Genomic DNA, 18,186 nt, shown 5'->3' with positions numbered 1-18,186 from the left:
ATCCTGCATCGCTCCAGTCCCCTCTCCCTTCGGAGCAGGGCGCGCAGCCAGGCCGCAGATACTTCCCGCAGGAGCGGACTCCGTCCGCGATAGGTCCGCCTCGCGCCGGATGCCATCGCGGACGAAGTCCGCTCCTACGCACATGACAGGCCGCGGGAAATAAACGGACATGAAAAAGCCCCGCCGCTCCTCACGGAACGGCGGGGCTTTTCATGTCGAGTCAGATATCAGATAGGGCGGCTGCCGTATTTGCTATCCGGCTTCTTCGGCGGGTCGGCCACGACGTTCGGCTCGATCTCCTGCACCTTGCCGCCGCGAGTGAGGAATTCCTCCATCGCACGGGCCAGTGCATCACGATCCTTCTGCTTGGCTTCGACCGAGGGCAGTTCCTCTTCTTCCGCAGCGGCCTTGGCTTTCTTGCCACCGCCCTTGGGAGAAGGGGCTTCATCCCCATCGCCGCTGTCTGCTTCGGCGTCGCTGTCGTCCGCTGCGGCGAGTTCCTCGCCATCGTCCTCGTCAGCGCCGTCCAGCTCGTCCTGTTCCAGTTCTTCGTCGCTCATCGTTCAACCTCTGTGGTGCTGCAAAGCACGTTAGTTATAGCCCAGCTGCGCGCTTTGACGAACGCCGCCGGAAAAAATTCATACAAGCTCGCCCTGCCAGGTCGCCACTATGCTGCGCGGGCCGCCGTGGTCACGGTGCTCGCCCAGATAGATACCCTGCCAGGTGCCCATTGCCAAGCCTCCCCCCTGTATCGGCAGCGTCAGCTGACAGCCCAGCAGGCTCGACTTGAAATGCGCCGGAAGGTCGTCGGGACCTTCATAGTCATGTTCATAGCCGCTCTCGCCCTGGGGCACCAGGCGATTGAAGAATCGCTCGAAATCGCGGCGCACCGAAGGGTCGGCATTCTCGTTCACCGTCAGCGAGGCGGAGGTGTGCTGCAACAGCAGGTGCAGCAGGCCGACCCGGCACTTCGACAGCTCCGGCAACGCGGCCAGGATCTCGTCGGTGACCAGGTGGAAGCCTCGCGGGCGAGGGCGCAGGGTGATGCTCTTCTGCTGCCACATGGCGGGCAATCCTTGTGTCGCTAACGGTGATGCGCGCGCATTCTAGCGTGCTGTCGAAAAAAACAAAGGGCGCCCGAGGGCGCCCTTCGTCGAACTTGCGCGAACCCTTACAGGTTGTAGCCACGTTCGTTGTGCAGGGAGAGGTCCAGACCCACGGTTTCCTCTTCCTCGGTGACGCGCAGGCCCATGACCAGGTCCAGGACCTTGAGGATCACGAAGCTGACGATACCGGTGTAGACGATGGTGAAGGCCACGCCCTTGAACTGGGTGAACAGTTGCGCGCCGATGTCGGTCACGGTGCCGAAGCCGCCCAGGGCCGGTGCGGCGAACACGCCGGTGAGCAGGGCGCCGACGATACCGCCGACCGCATGCACGCCGAAGGCGTCCAGGGAATCGTCGTAGCCGACGGCACGCTTGAGGCTGGTGGCAGCGAAGAAGCAGATCACGCCAGCGGACAGGCCGATGACGATGGCGCCCATCGGGCCGCAGGTACCGGCAGCCGGGGTGATGGCGACCAGACCGGCAACCACGCCCGAAGCGATGCCCAGGGCGCTCGGCTTACCGTGAGTGATCCACTCGGCGAACATCCAGCCCAGAGCGGCGGCGGCGGTGGCGATCTGGGTGACCAGCATGGCCATGCCGGCGGTGCCGTTGGCGGCGGCGGCGGAACCGGCGTTGAAGCCGAACCAGCCGATCCACAGCAGGGCGGCGCCGATCAGGGTGTAGCCCAGGTTGTGCGGAGCCATGGCAGCGGTCGGGTAGCCCTTGCGCTTGCCGAGCACGATGCACGCCACCAGGCCAGCGATACCGGCGTTGATGTGCACCACGGTGCCGCCGGCGAAGTCCAGCACGCCCCAGTCCCACAGCAGGCCGCCGTCACCGCTCCAGACCATGTGGGCGATCGGTGCGTAGACCAGGGTGAACCACAGCGCGGTGAAGATCAGCATGGCCGAGAACTTCATGCGCTCGGCGAAGGCACCGACGATCAGCGCCGGGGTGATGATCGCGAAGGTCATCTGGAACATCACGAAGACGCTCTCAGGGAACAGCGCGGCGGCGGAAGTCAGGCCGCTGGTGGTCAGGCCGCTGAGGAAGGCCTTGTCCAGTCCGCCAACGAAGGAAGCGAAGTTGACCACGCCCTTTTCCATACCGACGGTATCGAAGGCCAGGCTGTAGCCGTAGACGACCCAGAGGATGCTGATCAGCGCGGTGATAGCGAAGCACTGCATCATGATCGACAGGACGTTCTTGGCGCGCACCATGCCGCCGTAGAACAGCGCCAGGCCGGGGATGGTCATCAGCAGCACCAGGGCGCTGGAAATCAGCATCCAGGCGGTGTCGCCGCTGTTCAGGACGGGGGCCGCAGCCTCGTCGGCCAAGGCCAGACCGGGCATTGCGAGGGGCAATAGGGCGCCTAGCCCTGCGTATTTGCGCAGAGTCATTGTTGTTTCTCCTGGGGCGTGGGGTTCGGTGTGGGCTTGGCTTAGATCGCGTCGGTGCCGGTTTCGCCGGTACGGATACGAATGGCCTGTTCCAGATTTACGACAAAGATCTTGCCGTCACCGATCTTCCCGGTGTTGGCGGCCTTGGTGATGGCTTCGATAACACGATCCAGCTGGTCATCGGCGATGGCGACGTCGATCTTCACCTTCGGCAGGAAATCGACAACGTATTCCGCGCCACGGTACAGCTCGGTGTGACCCTTCTGCCGGCCGAAGCCTTTGACTTCGGTCACAGTGATGCCCTGCACGCCGATCTCGGACAGCGACTCACGAACGTCGTCCAGCTTGAACGGCTTGATGATGGCTGTGACTAGCTTCATGTAACTCTCTCCCGTGTTTTGGTGGACCCGCCCCAGGAAGAACGAACCCGGAGACAAGTCTAAGCGCAGTGTCTGGCTTTTGTAATGCGCCGGCCGCCCTACCTCAGCACTCCGACTGCCTTGATCGAAGCGATCCACCGCCTCGCCTGCCGCACCGGAACTGCATCGGTGCACGCCATGTATGCCCCAAAGCATGAAGCTTGCCAGTTCGTGAAAATGCCCGGCGCATCAGGCACTTGGCCGGAAACAGGGGCTTCTGGCGAATCGCCAGCGCCGCCCTGGCGCACCGAAAGCGCGCACGCCGGGCGGGCACACTGCTCAAAAAGCGTGCAACCCCGCACGCCGCAGCGGGCGCAGGCTGCGTGATAGACTGCGCTCTGATTCAATCCGGAACCCATGAACCATGCTGCCGCCCAAAGCCTTCCTCGATGCCATCAGCCAACAAGCCGGACGCCTGTTCGGTGGCGAATCGCCCCTGCCGAAGGCCGAGCTGGAAGCCCAGTTCAAGGTTCTGATGCAGAGCGCCTTCAGCAAGCTCGACCTGGTCAGCCGCGACGAATTCGACAGCCAGATGGTCGTCCTCGCGCGCACCCGTGCGCGTCTCGAGGCGCTGGAAGCCAAGGTCGCGGAGATGGAAGCCAGGCTCTCGCCCGCCGACACCACCGCCCCCGCCGCCTCAGAATAAGTCCCGCCTGGCGGGTGGCATGGAATCCAGGAGTGATCCATGTCCCTCGCCATCGTCCATAGCCGCGCCCAGGTCGGCGTGGAAGCGCCCGGCGTCACCGTCGAGGCGCACCTCGCCAACGGCCTGCCTTCCCTGACCCTGGTCGGTCTGCCCGAAGGCGCCGTGAAGGAGAGCAAGGACCGCGTGCGCAGCGCCCTGCTCAACTCGGGCTTCGACTTTCCCAATCGCCGCATCACCCTCAACCTCGCCCCGGCCGATTTGCCGAAAGACGGCGGGCGCTTCGACCTGGCCATCGCCCTGGGCATCCTCGCCGCCAGCGGCCAGCTGGCCGATGCCGCCGGGCTGGATGAGCTGGAATGCCTGGGCGAGCTGGCGCTCTCCGGTACGCTGCGGCCGGTCCCCGGCGTACTGCCCGCCGCTCTCGCCGCCCGCGCTGCTGGCCATGCCCTGGTGGTGCCGAAGGAGAATGCCGAGGAAGCCAGCCTCGCCAGTGGCCTGACCGTCTACGCCGTCGGCCACCTGCTGGAGCTGGCCGCGCACTTCAGCGGCCAGGAGCGCCTGCGCCCTTACGAGGCCAACGGACTGATGCGGGTGACGCCACCCTATCCCGACCTCTCGGAAGTGCAGGGCCAGGCGGCCGCCAAGCGCGCGCTGCTGGTGGCCGCCGCCGGTGCGCACAACCTGTTGTTCAGCGGGCCGCCCGGCACCGGCAAGACCCTGCTCGCCAGCCGCCTGCCCGGCCTGATGCCGCCGCTGGATGAAGACGAGGCGCTGCAGGTCGCGGCGATCCACTCCGTCGCCGGGCGCGGGCCGCTGACTCACTGGCCGCAGCGGCCTTTCCGCCAGCCCCATCACACCGCCTCCGCACCCGCACTGGTCGGCGGCGGCAGTCGACCGCAGCCGGGGGAAATCACCCTGGCCCACGAAGGCGTGCTGTTCCTCGACGAGTTGCCGGAATTCGATCGCAAGGTCCTGGAAGTGCTGCGCGAACCGCTGGAAGGCGGCGAGATCGTCATCGCCCGCGCCAACGGCCGCGTGCGCTTCCCGGCGCGCTTCCAGCTGGTGGCGGCGATGAACCCCTGCCCCTGTGGCTATCTCGGTGACCCCAGCGGCCGTTGCCGCTGTTCGCCGGAGCAGATCCAGCGCTACCGCGCCAAGCTCTCCGGGCCGCTGCTGGACCGCATCGACCTGCACCTCACCGTCAGCCGCGAAAGCACCAGTCTCGCGCCCAGCGGGCCAAGCACCAGCAGCGCCGAACTGGCGGTTCAGGTCGCCGCCGCGCGCCAGCGCCAGCTTGCCCGGCAGGGCTGTGCCAACGCCTTTCTGACCCTGAAGAAAATGCACCAACATTGTGCATTGAGCCCGGAAGACCAGGCCTGGCTGGAGAAGGCCGGCGAGCGCCTGAACCTGTCACTGCGCGCCCTGCACCGGATTCTCAAGGTCGCCCGCACCCTCGCCGACCTGCAGCAGGCCGACGACATTGCCCGCCCGCACCTCGCCGAGGCGCTGCAATACCGCGCGGGGCACTAGCCCGGCAGGTCCTGCGCGACGGCAACGAGGTTCAGCTCGACCGTGGCGCTCTTCGGCAACTGATAGACGCCGACCGAAGTGCGCGTGTGCACACCGGCCGCGCCCAGCACTTCGTAGAGCACCGCCGATGCGCCGTCGGCCACCTCGCTCAATTGCGTGAAGTGCTCCGCCGACTGTACGAACACGTTGAGCTGCAACACCCTGCGCACCCGGTCGAGATCGCCCAGTGCCTGCCGCAGCAGCGCCAGCGCCCGCATCACGCAGACCGTGGCAGCCAACTGGGCATCGGCCAGTGAAACCTCACTGCCCGCCCGGCCGGTGACGACGATTTCATCGCCCACCCGCGGAATCTGCCCACTGACATGCACCTGGTTTCCTTCGATGAGAAACGGCACGTAGTTGCCGCCGATCTTCATCTCACCGCTGAAGTCGTAGCCGAGTTCGGCGGCGATCCTTTCGAACGCCGCAGCGCGCGTCTCGCTCATGAATACCCCCTGATGGGTCAGTTTCCGGTCAGCAGCGCCAGAACGGCCGCATCGCCTCTATCCGTGCCTGCTCGCGGGTGACGCCGATATCCTTGAGCTGCGCATCGGACAGCTCCAGCAGCTGCTTGCGGGTACGCACGCGGCGCCAGAACTGCTGCCAGCGGCTTTCCTGCGGGGCGCGCGGAGCTTCGCGCACGCCGGGGATCTCCAGCAGTTCCTGTTGGTAAAGGGTCAGCCGCACATCGCTCAGGCCGCTCATGTCGTCACTCCTCCAGTCGAGCTCTTTCGAACGTGGGACTAGCGTGACGAATCGGCGTAAACCATTACAGATTCAACCCATGGAAGTTTTTTCCATACAGAGGCGAGCGAAATCCTTCTGAATGGCGTATTTTTTCCCGATCTGTACTGCATTCCGCCGAGTCCATCCGGCACGGGAGATCTGTCATGAAACGCTACGCGCAGTTGGCCGCCACCCTCGGCGACCGTATCGAGCAAGGCCTGTACCGTCCCGGCGACCGCCTGCCCTCGGTGCGCGCACTGAGCGAGGAGCACGGCGTCAGCATCAGCACCGTGCAGCAGGCCTATCGCGTGCTGGAGGATTCCGGGCTGGTGGAGCCCAGGCCGAAGTCCGGTTACTTCGTGCCCGAACGCCGCGAGCTGCCGCCGATGCCAGCCATGAGCCGCCCGGCACAAAGGCCGGTGGACGTGTCGCAGTGGGACCAGGTGCTGGAACAGGTGCGCCGCGCGCCGGGCGGTGATTTCGTCCAGCTCGGGCGCGGCACGCCGGACATCGCCAGCCCGTCGCTCAAGCCGCTGCAGCGGGCGATGGTGCACGCCGCGCGCCGTACCGACCTGCAGAGCCTCGGCTATGAAGGCATCCAGGGCTCGTTGCCGCTGCGCGAGCAGATCGCCCGGCTGATGCTGGATTCCGGCTGCCAGGTGCCGCCCAGCGAGATCGTCATCACCACCGGCTGCCAGGAGGCGCTGGCCATTACCCTGCGCGCCATCTGCGAGCCGGGCGACATCATCGCCATCGACTCGCCGAGCTTCCACGGCGCCATGCAGGCGCTCAAGGCTTATGGCCTGAAGGCGCTGGAAATCCCCACCGACCCCAGCAACGGCATCAGCCTGGAAGCGCTGGAACTGGCCATGGAGCAGTGGCCGGTGAAGCTGATCCTGCTAACCCCCAACTGCAACAATCCGCTGGGCTACATCATGCCCGACGCCCGCAAGCGCGCCCTGCTCACGCTGGCAGCGCGCTACGACGTGCCGATCCTCGAGGACGACGTCTATGGCGAACTGGCCTACGCCTACCCGCGCCCGCGCAGCATCAAGTCCTTCGATACCGACGACCGCGTGCTGCTGGCCAGCTCCTTCTCCAAGACGGTAGCCCCCGGCCTGCGCACCGGCTGGGTGGTACCGGGGCGTTACCTGGACCGCATCCTCCACTTCAAGTACATCGCCAGCGGCACCTGCGCGCCGCAACCGCAGATGGCCCTGGCCGAGTTCGTCGGCGGCGGCCACTACGAGCCGCACATCCGCCGCATGCGCGCGCAGTACCAGCGGCATCGCGACCTGATGACCGAATGGGTCGGCCGCTATTTCCCCGAGGGCGCGCGAGTTACCCGGCCGCGTGGCGGCTTCATGCTCTGGGTCGAGTTCGACCCGCTGTTCGACAGCGTGCGGCTGAACCAGGAGCTGCGCCGCGACAACGTGCAGGTGGCCGCAGGCAACATCTTCTCGGCCTCGGGCAAGTACCGTAATTGCATCCGCATGAACTACTCGAACCGCGACCTGGCGGTGATCGAGGATGCCGTGCGCAAGGTTGGCGCCTGCGCCCGGCGGCTCACCGCCGAGCTGCGCGAGCAACAGGCCGAGCTACTGCCAGCCTGAGGCGAAACATTTATCCACAGCCCGGCGCTGCCGCGCGGCGGCGCCCTGCTGTACCTTGGTTTCCTTTTGCCAGGCACCCGCTTTGACCAGTCTCACCCTCGGCCCGCTGGCCCTTCCCCTGCCCCACGTGCTGCTCTACCTCGGCTTCTTCGGTGCCCTGCTGGCCGGCTGGCTGGCCGGGCGCAGGCGCGGCGCCAACCCCGAAGGCGCGCTGTTCGCCATGCTCATCGGCGGCCTGCTGGTGGCGCGTCTGACCTTCGTCGCGCGCTACTTCGAGCAGTACGCGGCGACGCCGCTGAGCATCGTCGACATCCGCGATGGCGGCTTTCTCGCCCTGCCGGGGGTGATTGCCGCTGCGCTGATCGGCGCGCTGCTGGCCTGGAAGCGGACAGAACTGCGCCGCCCGCTGGCCGTCGCGGCGGTGGTCGGGGTCTGCCTGTGGGGCGGCGGCAAGGCCGTGACCTCGGCGCTGGACCGCAGCCAGCAGATTCCCGAACTCACGGTGATGGACCTGCGCGGTGCCGCCGTCGACCTGCGCGCACTGGATGGCCGGCCCATGGTGGTGAACCTCTGGGCGACCTGGTGTCCGCCGTGCCGGCGCGAGATGCCGGTGCTGGAGGCCGCGCAGCAGCAGCGCAGCGACGTGCGCTTCCTGCTGGTCAACCAGGGCGAGAACGCCGAGGCCGTGCAGCGCTTCCTGCGCGACCAGGGCCTGAGCGAAGCCGCTGTGCTGCTCGACAGCGGCAACCGCCTCGGCCAGGCCACCGGCTCTTACGGCATGCCCACCACGCTGTTCTACGACGCCCAGGGGCGCCTGAAACACAGCCAGATGGGCGAGCTGTCCGCCGCCAGCCTGGAGTACGGGCTGGGCCAGCTCAAGGACTGACCCGCCCGGCGTTCCTAGCGGAAGCGCCCGACTTCGTCGCGCAGGCCGGCGGCCAGGCTGTCCAGCTCGCGTACGGTCTGCGCCAGATCGGCCACCACCTGACGCTGTTCGCTGTTGGCCTGGGCGATGCCCTGCAGGTTGCTGCTGAGCAGGGTCGCGGTGCGGCTCTGCTCCTGGGTCGCGGTGGTGATGGCGGCGAACTGCTCACCGGCCGCGCTGCTCTGCTGGGAGATTTCCGCCAGGGCGGCGGCGACCTTCTCGTTCAATGCCAACCCGTGCTGCATCAGCTGGCTGCCCTGCTCGATGGTTTCGGTGGCGCTGCCGGTGTCCTGCTGGATGGCGCCGATCATCTGCGAGATTTCCGTGGTGGCCGCCTGGGTGCGCGCCGCCAGGCTGCGCACTTCATCGGCGACCACGGCGAACCCGCGCCCCTGCTCGCCGGCACGGGCGGCCTCGATGGCGGCGTTGAGCGCCAGCAGGTTGGTCTGTTCGGCAATCGAGGTGATCACTCCGACGATGCTGCCGATCTCCTGGGAACGCGCGCCCAGACGGTTCACCCGCTCCACAGTCTGCTGCAGCGCGCCGGCGATCTGCGCCAGCGAGGCGGAGGCATCGTCCATGGAGTGCAGGCCGATTCGCGTCTGGCGGGTGTTCTCGCTGGCCATGCGCTCGGTGCTGCGCATGTTGTCGGCGATGTCCATCGAGGTGGCGCTGAACTCTTCCACCGCACCGGCCATGCTGTTGATCTCGCCGGACTGCTGCTCCATGCCGGCATAGGCGCCACTGGAAAGGCCCGACAGCGAACGCGAGCAATGCCCCACTTCCTCTGCCGCGCCGCGCACCCGCTCGACCATACGGGAGAGTGCCTCGCCCATCTGGTTGAAGCTGCGCGCCAGGTCGCCGATCTCGTCACGGCTGGCAACCGACAGGCGCGCGCCCAGGTCGCCGGCGCCCAGCGCATGGGCCTGGCGCACCAGGTCGCCCAGCGGGCGCAGGCGACGCTGCAGCAGCCAGGTGGTGGCGATCACCGCCAGCAGCATGGCGATCAGGCTGCCCATGGCCAGTTGGCCACCGACGCGCCAGGTCACCGCGCGGATCTCGTCCTTGGGCATGCTCGCCACGACGGTCCAGGGGCCACCGGCGAAGGGCTGCGCCAGGCTGTAGAACTCGTCCTGGCCGTCGCTCCAGAAGCGGCCGCGGCCGGGGTTGTCCAGCAGGCTGGCCAGGCTGTCAGCAGCGCGTTCGGGGTTGCGCGCGCCGGCCGGTGGCACCAGCCAGTGGTGCTGCTCATCCAGCAGCGCCAGCGAACCGCCCTGACCGAGGCGGAAGCGACCGAGGTTGTCGAATTGGCGTTTCTGCGCGTCGGTGTAGTCGAAGCCGACGAACAGCACGGCAATCACCCGCCCGCTGCGATCGCGCACCGGGGTGTACTGGGTCATGTAGAAGCGCTCGAACAGCAGCGCGCGGCCGACGTAGCTCTCGCCGCGCATCAGCAGCGGGTAGGCCGGGCTGTTGTGGTCCAGGACGGTGCCCATGGCGCGGCTGCCGTCCTGCTTCATCAGCGAGGTGGTGATGCGCACGAAGTCGTCGCCGTCACGCACGAACACGGTGGCGACGCCAGCGGTGAGCTGGCGGAATTCATCGACCAGGGTGAAGTCGCCATTGAGGCGGGTGTCGCCCAGGTACAGCGCCGGGGCTTGCAGCGCGGCGACCGGCACACGCTCGTCGGCGCGCGCTTTCAGGCCGGCGGTGAAGCGCTGCTCGAACAGGCCGGCGAGGCGCTGGGTGCTCTCGCGCAGGGTGCCGTGGAAGGTTTCCAGCTGGTCCGCCAACAGGCGTGCCTCGCTGGCGAGGTGTTCCTCGCGGGTAGTCAGGGTAGCGCTGTCTAGCGAGCGCAAGGCAAACAGCGTGCTGCCGCTGATCAACAGGATCAGGAGCACGGCCAGGGCCATCGCCAACTGCAGGGCGATGCGGGATCGGGGCTGGTTCATTTTTCTGTTTCTGCACGCAACGGCGGGCCGTCGCCCGTGGTTCGAGGAGCGGCCTGCTTCGGTTCGAGGGGAGTGCCGGCGTGGTTCGCCGGTCTGCCAAGGATATCGGCGGGGGCGGATAATACTTGAGTCGATCACCCGGAAATAGCGTGGGACGGGGGTTTCAGACAGGAACGCGACCCAGCCGCTCCTACGGGGGAGTCCGGCGTTGGGTGGTTCGCGAGCAAGCTCGCTCCTACAAGGAAGCGCCGGAACTGGCCTGTAGGAGCGAGCTTGCTCGCGAACATTCCCGCCGCAATCGAAGAGCGGTAGGGGATGCGGCGAGAACAGGCTGGCGCAGGAGCTACGCGCTTACTGGATTTCTTCCGGGGTGACGATCACCCAGTTCTTGTCGGCGGTGACCGGCTGGCCGAGCCTGGCCTGGGCTTCGGCATTCTTCTTGATCATGCCGTTGAGCTGGTCCATGTACTTGGCCTTGCGGTTGATCCACAGGTGCACGCCGTTCTCGGCGGTGCCGTTGAACAGCATGTAGCCATCGCTGCTGGGGGTGTCGCCGCCGACCAGGATGGGCTTCTTCCACTGGTCGATGTAGGTGAGGATCGCCGCCTGCTTGCCGGCCATCCAGGTCGCCGGGGTCCACAGGTAGGGAGTGATCTCCAGGTCCTGGTTCGCCTTGGGATCGTACTTGCCTTCGGCGATCTGCTTGCGCGCGGTGGTCAGGGCGCCGCTCTGGCGGTCCTTGAGCAGGGTGGTGACGCCGATGACGTTCTCCGGCTTGACGTTGTAGCCGTACTTCGGATCGCTGGCGACCATGCGCACCAGTTCCTCATGGGCGGCGGTCATCACGTAGACCTCGATGCCGTTCTCCATCAGCTTGTTGTACAGCTCGGTCTGGCCGGTGAAGACCTTGGGCGGGTTGATCTCGATGGTCTTGACCACGTCGCCTTCGTAGTAGGTGCTGGGCACCGGCTTGCCGTAGGCCATCAGCTCGTCGACGTAGCCCTTGAGCTCCTTGAGGGTGAAGCCGGAGAACACCTGGGCGACCCACGGGTAGCAGACCAGGTCGTCGACTTCGCAGAGGCGGTAGTAGTAGCTGTTGAGGCTTTCCTTGTGGCCGTTGACGTCCTTGAAAGGGATCAGCTTGAGCGAGGGGTCGAGCTTCTCACGGGTCAGCACGCCTTTCATTTCGAGGAAGGGCAGCAGCGATTCCTCGAGGTCGTAGCGGTAGCTGGTGTTGTCCATGTCGAAGACCGCGAAGGCGCCCTTGTTGGCATTGGCGGCGATCAGGGCATCGAGCTGCTTGGCGGCCGGCGCGGGCCAGTGTTTCAGTTCAGTCGCGGCGAAAGTAGTGCTGGCTAGGCCGGCCAGGATCAGGCCGGCGAGCAAGGTGCGCATGGGCTTCATGGAATTCCCCCGAGTGGTCTTGTGGGTATGGGGAAGGCCCATGGCGGGCCTTCACTGGACTAGTCCAGCAATGACCCTAGCAAAGCGCTGTTTCAGCTCTGCGACGGCAGCGACGTGAATAGTCGCGAGGGCGGCAGGACATATCCATCCGCGCCACGCGGCTTGGCTGCAGGCGACGGCTGGTCTAGTTCACCGCGCGACGCACGCGACCGGGGGCGTCACCGTAGGTTTCCCTGAACTTCTTGGTGAAGGACGCCTGGGACTGGTAACCGACCTGGGCGGCGATGTCGGTGAGGCTCAGCTGCGAGCTGCTCAGCAGGCGGTAGGCCAGCTCCATGCGCACCTTGGTCAGCAGCGCCCAGGGCGACAGGCCCGCCACCTGGGTGAACAGGCGCATGAAGGTGGCGCGGGACATGCTGGCGCGCTCGGCCAGCGCTTCGATGGTCCACTCGTGGGCGGGGTCGTCGAGCATCGCCTGCCAGGCTCGGCTCAGGCGCTTGTCGGCGAGCAACGCCAGGGTGCCGCTGGTGGGGACGTACTCCTGCAGGTAGACGCGCAGGATCAGGGTGAACAGTGCCGAGGACAGCGCATCGACCAGGAAGCGCGCGCCAGCCTGGTTGCCGTCGGCCTCGCCGCGCAGCAGACCGACCAGCGCAGCCAGTTGCTCGCTCAGGCCCAGCTCCTGGCTGGATATGTTGAGGAACGCCGGCAGCGCGCCGATCAGCAACGAGTCGCGCTGGTAGTGGAAGCTGCCACAGAGGATATCCAGCGCCTCGCCTTCGCTGCCGATGCGGTGCACTGGCAGCAGGCCGTCCTGGCTGACCCGGGCAGGCGCCGGGCTGACCTTCGGCCCCTGGCTGCGCAGCAGATGCGCGCCACCGCGGGGGAAGACCAGGATGTCACCGGCTTCCAGCTGCAGGACCTGGCCGTCAGGCATTTCTGCCTGGCAGCGCCCCGATAGCAGGATGTGGTACTGCGCCACGCCGCCCGGCGCCTGTTCGTGGTCCAGCGCCCAGTCGCCCTGGAGTTGGCAGCGCAGGTCGAGGCTGCCGCGCAGGCCGGCAAGCTGGATCAGGCGGTCGATGGAGTTCATGGCGTTCCACGCGCAGGAAAGGGCCTACAGATTACGCGCGAGATCAGCCAAGTAAACGCAGCTACCCCCTTCTTTCCCGCTGCCGTACTCCCTTGGGGCGAAGCCACTGGCGGGCAAAAGCGCATCTGAGACCCACCGACAAAAACCCGAGCACAACGCGCAAGAAGCGCAGCGGCGCGATTCCGACAATGGGCACTCCTGATTTCAACCGACTCGCAAGGAGTTTCCCATGACCTCTCCCATCACCCAGGGCCTGCAGGCGCTGACCCGCCTGGACCACTTCGGCGCCAACCTGATGCGCGTCGCCATCGCCGTGGTGTTCATCTGGATCGGCGCGCTGAAATTCGTGCCCTACGAAGCCGACAGCATCACGCCCTTCGTCGCCAACAGCCCGTTCATGTCGTTCTTCTACGAACACCCCGAGGACTACCGCGCGCACCTCACCCACGAGGGCGAGCTGGATGTGGACAAGCGCGCCTGGCAGACCGCCAACAACACCTACGGCTTCTCCAGGGGCCTGGGCGTGGTGGAGCTGAGCATCGCGCTGCTGGTGCTGCTCAATCCGCTGTCGCGGCGCCTGGGCCTGCTGGGCGGCTTCCTGTCGTTCGGCACGCCGCTGGTGACGCTGAGCTTCCTGATCACCACACCCGAGGCCTGGGTGCCGGCGCTGGGCGATGCGCAGCACGGCTTCCCCTACCTGTCCGGCGCGGGCCGGCTGGTGCTCAAGGACACCCTGATGCTCGCCGGCGGCCTGCTGGTGATGGCCGACTCCGCCCGCTCGCTGCTGCGCGAACGCGCCTGATCACATTCTTCCGAAGGAAACACACCATGAAAGCGCTGATCGCCCTGATCCTCACCACCCTGTTCGTCGCCGCCTGCGGCACCGTGCCGGCCCACGACAAGCCCGACGTGCACCGGGTCATTTCCATCACCGATACCCAGGAGGCCTGTGGCATCGTGCCGGTGACCATGGTCTACGAAGACGCCCAGGCCCGGCAGCACGAGCTGCATTACCAGGTCTGGGCCAATGGCTGCAGCGGCGACTGATCCGTCGCCGGGTTCATTCGAGATAGACCACCGGCGGCAATTGCATGGCCTGCATTTCCGCCTGCAGGAAGTCGCGCAACCGCCGCAGCCGTTCCTGATGCCGACGCGCACGGGGCCAGACCAGGTAGTAACTCTCGCCACTGGCCACCGCGCTGGGCCAGGGCAGCGCCAGCCGGCCCTGGTTGGCATCCTCGGCGACCATCACCAGGTCGCCGATGGACACCCCGTAACCACGGGCGGCAGCCACGATACCCAGCTCCAGGGTGTCGAACACCTGGCCGCCCTTGAGCGACACCTGCTCCCCCAGCCCCATGCGTTGCAGCCAGCGTCGCCAGTCACGGCGATCCGGCGTAGGGTGCAGCAGCTCGGCGCCGGCCAGCCGCCCGGCATCCCATGGGCCTTCGGCGAGCAGTTCGGGCGCACCCACGGGAATCAGCCACTCGGGGAACAGCAGGGTGGCCTCCCAGTCCGGCGGGAAGTGCCCGGAGCTGAGCAGCACCGCGCAATCGAAGGGCTCATGGACGAAGTCCACGCGGTCCACATCCATCCAGGCACTGGTCAGTTGCACCTCGATATCGCTGTGCTGCATGCGGAACCGGCTCAGCCGCGCCAGCAGCCAGCGCATGGTCAGGGTCGACGGCGCCTTCAGGCGCAGCACGCCCTCTTCGGCGCGCAGGCTGGCGCAGGCACGCTCCAGCGCATCGAAGCCATCGCGCAGGCCGGGCAGCAGCATCCGCGCCGTTTCGGTCAGTTCCAGCTGGCGCCCGCGGCGCTGGAACAGGCGGCAGGCGAAGTGTTCTTCCAGGGTCTTGATGTGCCGGCTCACCGCGCTCTGGGTGATCGCCAGTTCCTCGGCGGCGCGGGTGAAGGATGCATGCCGGGCGGCCGCCTCGAAGGCGCGCAGGGCATAGAGGGGCGGCAACTGGCGGTTCATGGCGGGCTCCAAAGGCTGTCATGCATGAGTATGACTCATGGATGGCATCGCATTTATCCTTTTGTGCCCACCGCCACAGCGGCCGGAGAATGGAAGGCTCCCCATCGATGCGGCACCTGCCGCTTGCTGAGCCTGACTCATGAAACGCCTGTACCGTGACGAACTTGCCGCCATCCTCCGCCTCGCCGGCCCGCTGATCGCCGCGCAACTGGCCTACGTGGCCATGGTGTTCACCGACACCGTGATGATGGGCAAGCTCGGCCGCGAGGCGCTGGCCGCTGGCGGGCTGGGCGCGTCGACCTATGCGCTGGTGTCGACCTTCTGCGTCGGCGTGGTCGCCGCCACCGGCAACCTGGTGGCGATCCGTCACGGCGCGAAGGACGCGCGCGGCGTGGTGCAGGCGACCCAGGCCGGCCTGTGGATCGGCGGCGCCCTGGCGCTGCTGGCGGGCCTGCTGCTGTGGAACCTGGGGCCGATCCTGATCGCCTTCGGCCAGGCCCCGGAAACGGTCCAGGGCACCCTGAGCTTCCTGCACAGCATCGTCTTCGCCCTGCCCGGCTACATGGCCTTCATGGTGCTGCGCGGTTTCACCAGCGCCATCGAGCGGCCGGGCCCGGTCATGGCCATCAGCCTGATCGGCGCGCTGGCCAACTTCGCCCTGAACTACGCCTTCATCGAGGGCCTGTTCGGCCTGCCGCGCCTGGGGCTGGCGGGGATCGGCATGGTAACCGCGGTGGTGATGAACGCGCTGCCGGTGATCTTCGCCCTGTACCTGCGCTGGCACCGCGCCTATGCGCCCTACCCGCTGCTGGCCGGGCTGTCGACGCCGGACTTCAAGGTGATCGGCGAATCCCTGCGGCTGGGCATTTCCATCGGCGGCACTTACGCGGTGGAGTCGGGCATGTTCACCGTGGCGACCCTGTGCATGGGCGTGATCGGCAGCACCGCGCTGGCGGCGCACCAGATCGCCATCCAGTCGGTGTACGTGGCCTTCATGGTGCCCATGGGGATTTCCTACGCGGTGACCTTCCGTATCGGCCAGCACTATGGCGCTGGGCGGCTGGTCGAGGCGCGCCGCGCCGGGCGGCTGGGCATCGGCTTCGGCGCCAGCTGCATGTTCGCCTTCGCCGCGCTGTTCTGGCTGGCGCCGGAGCTGGTCATCGGCCTGTTCATCGACCACAACGACCCGGCCAACCGCGAGGTGGTGCAGCTGGCCGTCGGCCTGCTGGCCATCGCCGCGTGGTTCGAACTGTTCGACGGCACCCAGTGCATCGCCATGGGCGCGATCCGAGGCCTGAAGGATGCGCGCACGACCTTCTTCGTCGGCCTGGCGGGCTACTGGCTGGTGGGTGTGCCGATGGCGCTGCTGCTGGCCTTCCCGCTGGGCTGGGGGCCGAGTGGCGTGTGGTGGGGGTTGGCCTCCGGGCTGGCCTGCGCGGCCATCGGGCTGACCCTGGCCTTCGAGGCGAAGACCTCGCGCCTGCTACGCCCGCACCCGGCCGGCGCGTCCCTGGCTGTGCTGGCGGGCCGCTAGCTGGCCGAGTCCTGCAGGCGCAGCGCGCGGTTGGCGCCGAACACCAGGAAGCGCGCCAGCTCCGCGAGCGGCAGCGGGCGACTGATCCAGTAGCCCTGCACCTGGTCGCAACCGAACTGGCGCAGCTCGTCCTGCTGGGCGATGGTCTCGACGCCCTCGGCGACCACTTCCAGGTTCAGGTTGTGCGCCAGGTTGATCATGGCCCTCACCAGTTGCAGGTTTTCCGGCCGCTCGTGCATGTCGCCGACGAAGCTCTTGTCGATCTTCAGCAGCGTGATGGGCAGGCTGCTCAGGTGCACGAAGGACGAGAAGCCGGTGCCGAAATCGTCCAGCGAGAAGCGCACGCCCAGTCGGCCAAGGGCCTGCATGGTCTGCTGGACCTGGTCGCTGCGGCGCATCACGGCGGTTTCGGTGAGTTCGAACTCCAGCCACTGGGCGTCGACGCCGCGCTCGCGGATCAGGCGCTCCAGGGTCGGCAACAGCTGGCTGTCCTGGAACTGGCGGAACGACAGGTTCACCGCCATGTGCAGCGGCGGCAGGCCACGCCCGCGCAGCCACTGCATATCGCGCAAGGCGCGGGAGATGACCCAGTAGCCCAGCGGCACGATCAGCCCGCTTTCCTCGGCCAGCGGCACGAAGTCGCCCGGCGTCAGCAGGCCGCGCTCGGGGTGGCGCCAGCGCACCAGCGCTTCGAGGCCGACGATCTGCCCGGAGTGCAGGTCCAGGCGCGGCTGGTAGTGCAGCTCCAGTTCGTCGCGGCGCAACGCCCGGCGCAGTTCGCTTTCCAGGTCGGCGAGGCTGCGCGCACCGCGGTTGATGCGTTCGTCGAAGATGTGGAAGGTACAGCCCTGGCGCGACTTGGCCTGCTGCATGGCGATGTGCGCGTGCCACAGCAGCGGATCGGCGGCTTCGCCGGCGCGGGCATGGGCCATGCCCAGGCTGCAGCCCAGCAACAGGCTTTCGCCTTCCACCCAGTAGGGCTCGCCCAGGGATTCGACGATCAGCTCGGCAATCTTCTCCACCCGAGCCGGATCGCGGCGGGTGTCCAGCAGCAGGGCGAACTCATCGCTGCCTAGGCGGGCAATGTCATCGCCGTTATCCAGGTGCGCCTTCAGTCGTGCCACTACCTGCAGGATCAGGCGGTCACCGGCCTGGTGGCCGAGGGCGTCGTTGACGTGGCGGAAGTTGTCCAGGTCCAGGTGGCCCAGCGCCAGGCCGCGCCCTTCGCTTTCGCTGAGACGGGCGGCGAGCAGGGTCTGGAAGCCCTGGCGGTTGGCGATGCCGGTCAGCGGGTCCTGTTCGGCCAGGCTCTGCAGGGTGTTCTGCAGCGAGGTGCGCTCACGCACGTAACGCAGGGTGCGGCGCAGGACTTCGACGTTGAGGGATTCGGCCACCAGGTAGTCGGCGACGCCGACCGGCTCTTCCGCGGGCTCGCGCTCCAGCAGCAGGACCAGCGGCAGGTGGCATTGGTGGGCGGACGGCAATTTGCCGGGCGTGGCGAGCACCAGGCCGACCTGATCTTCGTCGAACAGGCTGCTGGCAGCCTGCCAGGACGGGGCCGTGATCAGCGAATAGCCCTGCCCCAACGCGGCCAGATGCCCGCGCAGTAGCTGGGCCCACTGCGGCGCTTCCGCCAGCAGGAGCAGGCGCGTTGGTTCGACCGACGCTGCCAAGCGACCCCCATGTATCTCTGAAAAGGGGAGAAACTCCAGACGCCATCCCTGCGCCCACTTCTCCCGGTTTTGAAGCAACGTCCTCCGGACATCCCACGGATGTAGACGAAACTTCAGAGAAACTCTTAAGAGTTTTCTTCAAGTA

At 67.0% G+C, this 18,186-nt stretch carries 18 protein-coding genes; 7 read left to right on the top strand and 11 right to left on the bottom strand.

The annotated features are described in order from the left end of the window. Positions 1-227: 227 nt before the first annotated feature. The 4 genes from sutA to glnK form a co-directional block, all read right to left on the bottom strand. Positions 228-560 (bottom strand): transcriptional regulator SutA, encoded by a 333-nt coding sequence (gene sutA, locus J2T47_RS13665; RefSeq protein WP_045215410.1) that lies wholly within the window; start codon positions 558-560, stop codon positions 228-230. A 78-nt stretch (positions 561-638) separates the two neighbouring features. Next, entirely contained in the window at positions 639-1,064 is a 426-nt protein-coding gene (locus J2T47_RS13660; RefSeq protein WP_253447487.1) for a secondary thiamine-phosphate synthase enzyme YjbQ, read from the bottom strand. A gap of 107 nt (positions 1,065-1,171) precedes the next feature. Further along, on the bottom strand, positions 1,172-2,506 hold the full coding sequence (locus J2T47_RS13655) for an ammonium transporter (RefSeq protein ID WP_253447483.1): 1,335 nt from the start codon (positions 2,504-2,506) through the stop codon (positions 1,172-1,174). A gap of 41 nt (positions 2,507-2,547) precedes the next feature. Beyond that, positions 2,548-2,886, bottom strand: coding sequence for a P-II family nitrogen regulator (gene glnK, locus J2T47_RS13650; protein WP_003457590.1), 339 nt, complete (start codon positions 2,884-2,886; stop codon positions 2,548-2,550). Between the two features lie 403 nt (positions 2,887-3,289). Between glnK and J2T47_RS13645 the strand changes: the two genes are divergently transcribed. Together J2T47_RS13645 and J2T47_RS13640 are read left to right on the top strand one after the other, a co-directional pair. Continuing rightward, entirely contained in the window at positions 3,290-3,571 is a 282-nt protein-coding gene (locus J2T47_RS13645) for an accessory factor UbiK family protein (RefSeq protein ID WP_138213693.1), read from the top strand. A 39-nt stretch (positions 3,572-3,610) separates the two neighbouring features. After that, positions 3,611-5,101 (top strand): YifB family Mg chelatase-like AAA ATPase, encoded by a 1,491-nt coding sequence (locus J2T47_RS13640; RefSeq protein WP_253447480.1) that lies wholly within the window; start codon positions 3,611-3,613, stop codon positions 5,099-5,101. Here J2T47_RS13640 and J2T47_RS13635 read toward each other — a convergent pair. Beyond that, positions 5,098-5,586 carry a RidA family protein gene (locus tag J2T47_RS13635; protein WP_253447477.1) on the bottom strand — a complete coding sequence of 163 codons (489 nt, stop codon included), beginning with the start codon at positions 5,584-5,586 and terminating at the stop codon, positions 5,098-5,100. The genes J2T47_RS13640 and J2T47_RS13635 overlap by 4 nt on opposite strands. A 28-nt stretch (positions 5,587-5,614) precedes the next feature. Then, a complete protein-coding gene (locus J2T47_RS13630) occupies positions 5,615-5,845 on the bottom strand; it encodes a DUF1127 domain-containing protein (RefSeq protein WP_138217074.1) in 231 nt (76 codons plus the stop codon). A 185-nt stretch (positions 5,846-6,030) separates the two neighbouring features. On the opposite strand from J2T47_RS13630, the gene J2T47_RS13625 reads away from it, so the two are divergent. Next, positions 6,031-7,479 (top strand): PLP-dependent aminotransferase family protein, encoded by a 1,449-nt coding sequence (locus J2T47_RS13625; protein WP_253447474.1) that lies wholly within the window; start codon positions 6,031-6,033, stop codon positions 7,477-7,479. A gap of 82 nt (positions 7,480-7,561) precedes the next feature. Next, complete coding sequence (locus J2T47_RS13620; protein ID WP_253447471.1) at positions 7,562-8,365, top strand: TlpA disulfide reductase family protein; 804 nt, start codon at positions 7,562-7,564, stop codon at positions 8,363-8,365. Between the two features lie 14 nt (positions 8,366-8,379). On the opposite strand, the gene J2T47_RS13615 is transcribed toward J2T47_RS13620, so the two are convergent. The 3 genes from J2T47_RS13615 to J2T47_RS13605 all read right to left on the bottom strand — a co-directional run bounded on the left by J2T47_RS13615 (position 8,380) and on the right by J2T47_RS13605 (position 12,853). Continuing rightward, positions 8,380-10,356: a methyl-accepting chemotaxis protein gene (locus J2T47_RS13615; protein ID WP_253447468.1), complete on the bottom strand. Its 1,977-nt coding sequence runs from the start codon at positions 10,354-10,356 to the stop codon at positions 8,380-8,382. 351 nt (positions 10,357-10,707) lie between these two features. After that, entirely contained in the window at positions 10,708-11,760 is a 1,053-nt protein-coding gene (locus J2T47_RS13610) for a haloacid dehalogenase-like hydrolase (RefSeq protein WP_253447465.1), read from the bottom strand. Between the two features lie 184 nt (positions 11,761-11,944). After that, positions 11,945-12,853, bottom strand: a complete 909-nt coding sequence (locus tag J2T47_RS13605) for an AraC family transcriptional regulator (RefSeq protein ID WP_253447462.1) — start codon at positions 12,851-12,853, stop codon at positions 11,945-11,947. Between the two features lie 229 nt (positions 12,854-13,082). Here J2T47_RS13605 and rclC point away from each other — a divergent pair, with 229 nt between their 5' ends. Continuing rightward, positions 13,083-13,655 (top strand): reactive chlorine resistance membrane protein RclC, encoded by a 573-nt coding sequence (gene rclC, locus J2T47_RS13600; protein ID WP_301295524.1) that lies wholly within the window; start codon positions 13,083-13,085, stop codon positions 13,653-13,655. Between the two features lie 26 nt (positions 13,656-13,681). Then, positions 13,682-13,900: a DUF2790 domain-containing protein gene (locus tag J2T47_RS13595; RefSeq protein WP_253447459.1), complete on the top strand. Its 219-nt coding sequence runs from the start codon at positions 13,682-13,684 to the stop codon at positions 13,898-13,900. 13 nt (positions 13,901-13,913) lie between these two features. Here the strand turns inward: J2T47_RS13595 and J2T47_RS13590 are convergent, their stop codons facing one another. Continuing rightward, entirely contained in the window at positions 13,914-14,834 is a 921-nt protein-coding gene (locus J2T47_RS13590; protein WP_253447457.1) for a LysR substrate-binding domain-containing protein, read from the bottom strand. Between the two features lie 139 nt (positions 14,835-14,973). On the opposite strand from J2T47_RS13590, the gene J2T47_RS13585 reads away from it, so the two are divergent. Continuing rightward, on the top strand, positions 14,974-16,368 hold the full coding sequence (locus tag J2T47_RS13585; RefSeq protein WP_253447454.1) for a NorM family multidrug efflux MATE transporter: 1,395 nt from the start codon (positions 14,974-14,976) through the stop codon (positions 16,366-16,368). Here J2T47_RS13585 and J2T47_RS13580 read toward each other — a convergent pair. After that, entirely contained in the window at positions 16,365-18,041 is a 1,677-nt protein-coding gene (locus J2T47_RS13580; RefSeq protein ID WP_253447451.1) for a putative bifunctional diguanylate cyclase/phosphodiesterase, read from the bottom strand. The genes J2T47_RS13585 and J2T47_RS13580 overlap by 4 nt on opposite strands. Positions 18,042-18,186: the final 145 nt, after the last annotated feature.

The sequence above is a fragment of the Pseudomonas nitroreducens genome (assembly GCF_024170165.1).
In the GTDB taxonomy this organism is placed as follows: domain Bacteria; phylum Pseudomonadota; class Gammaproteobacteria; order Pseudomonadales; family Pseudomonadaceae; genus Pseudomonas; species Pseudomonas nitroreducens_C.
The sequence above is the reverse complement of the archived record's forward strand: the minus strand, read 5'-3'. Positions and strand labels throughout refer to the sequence as shown.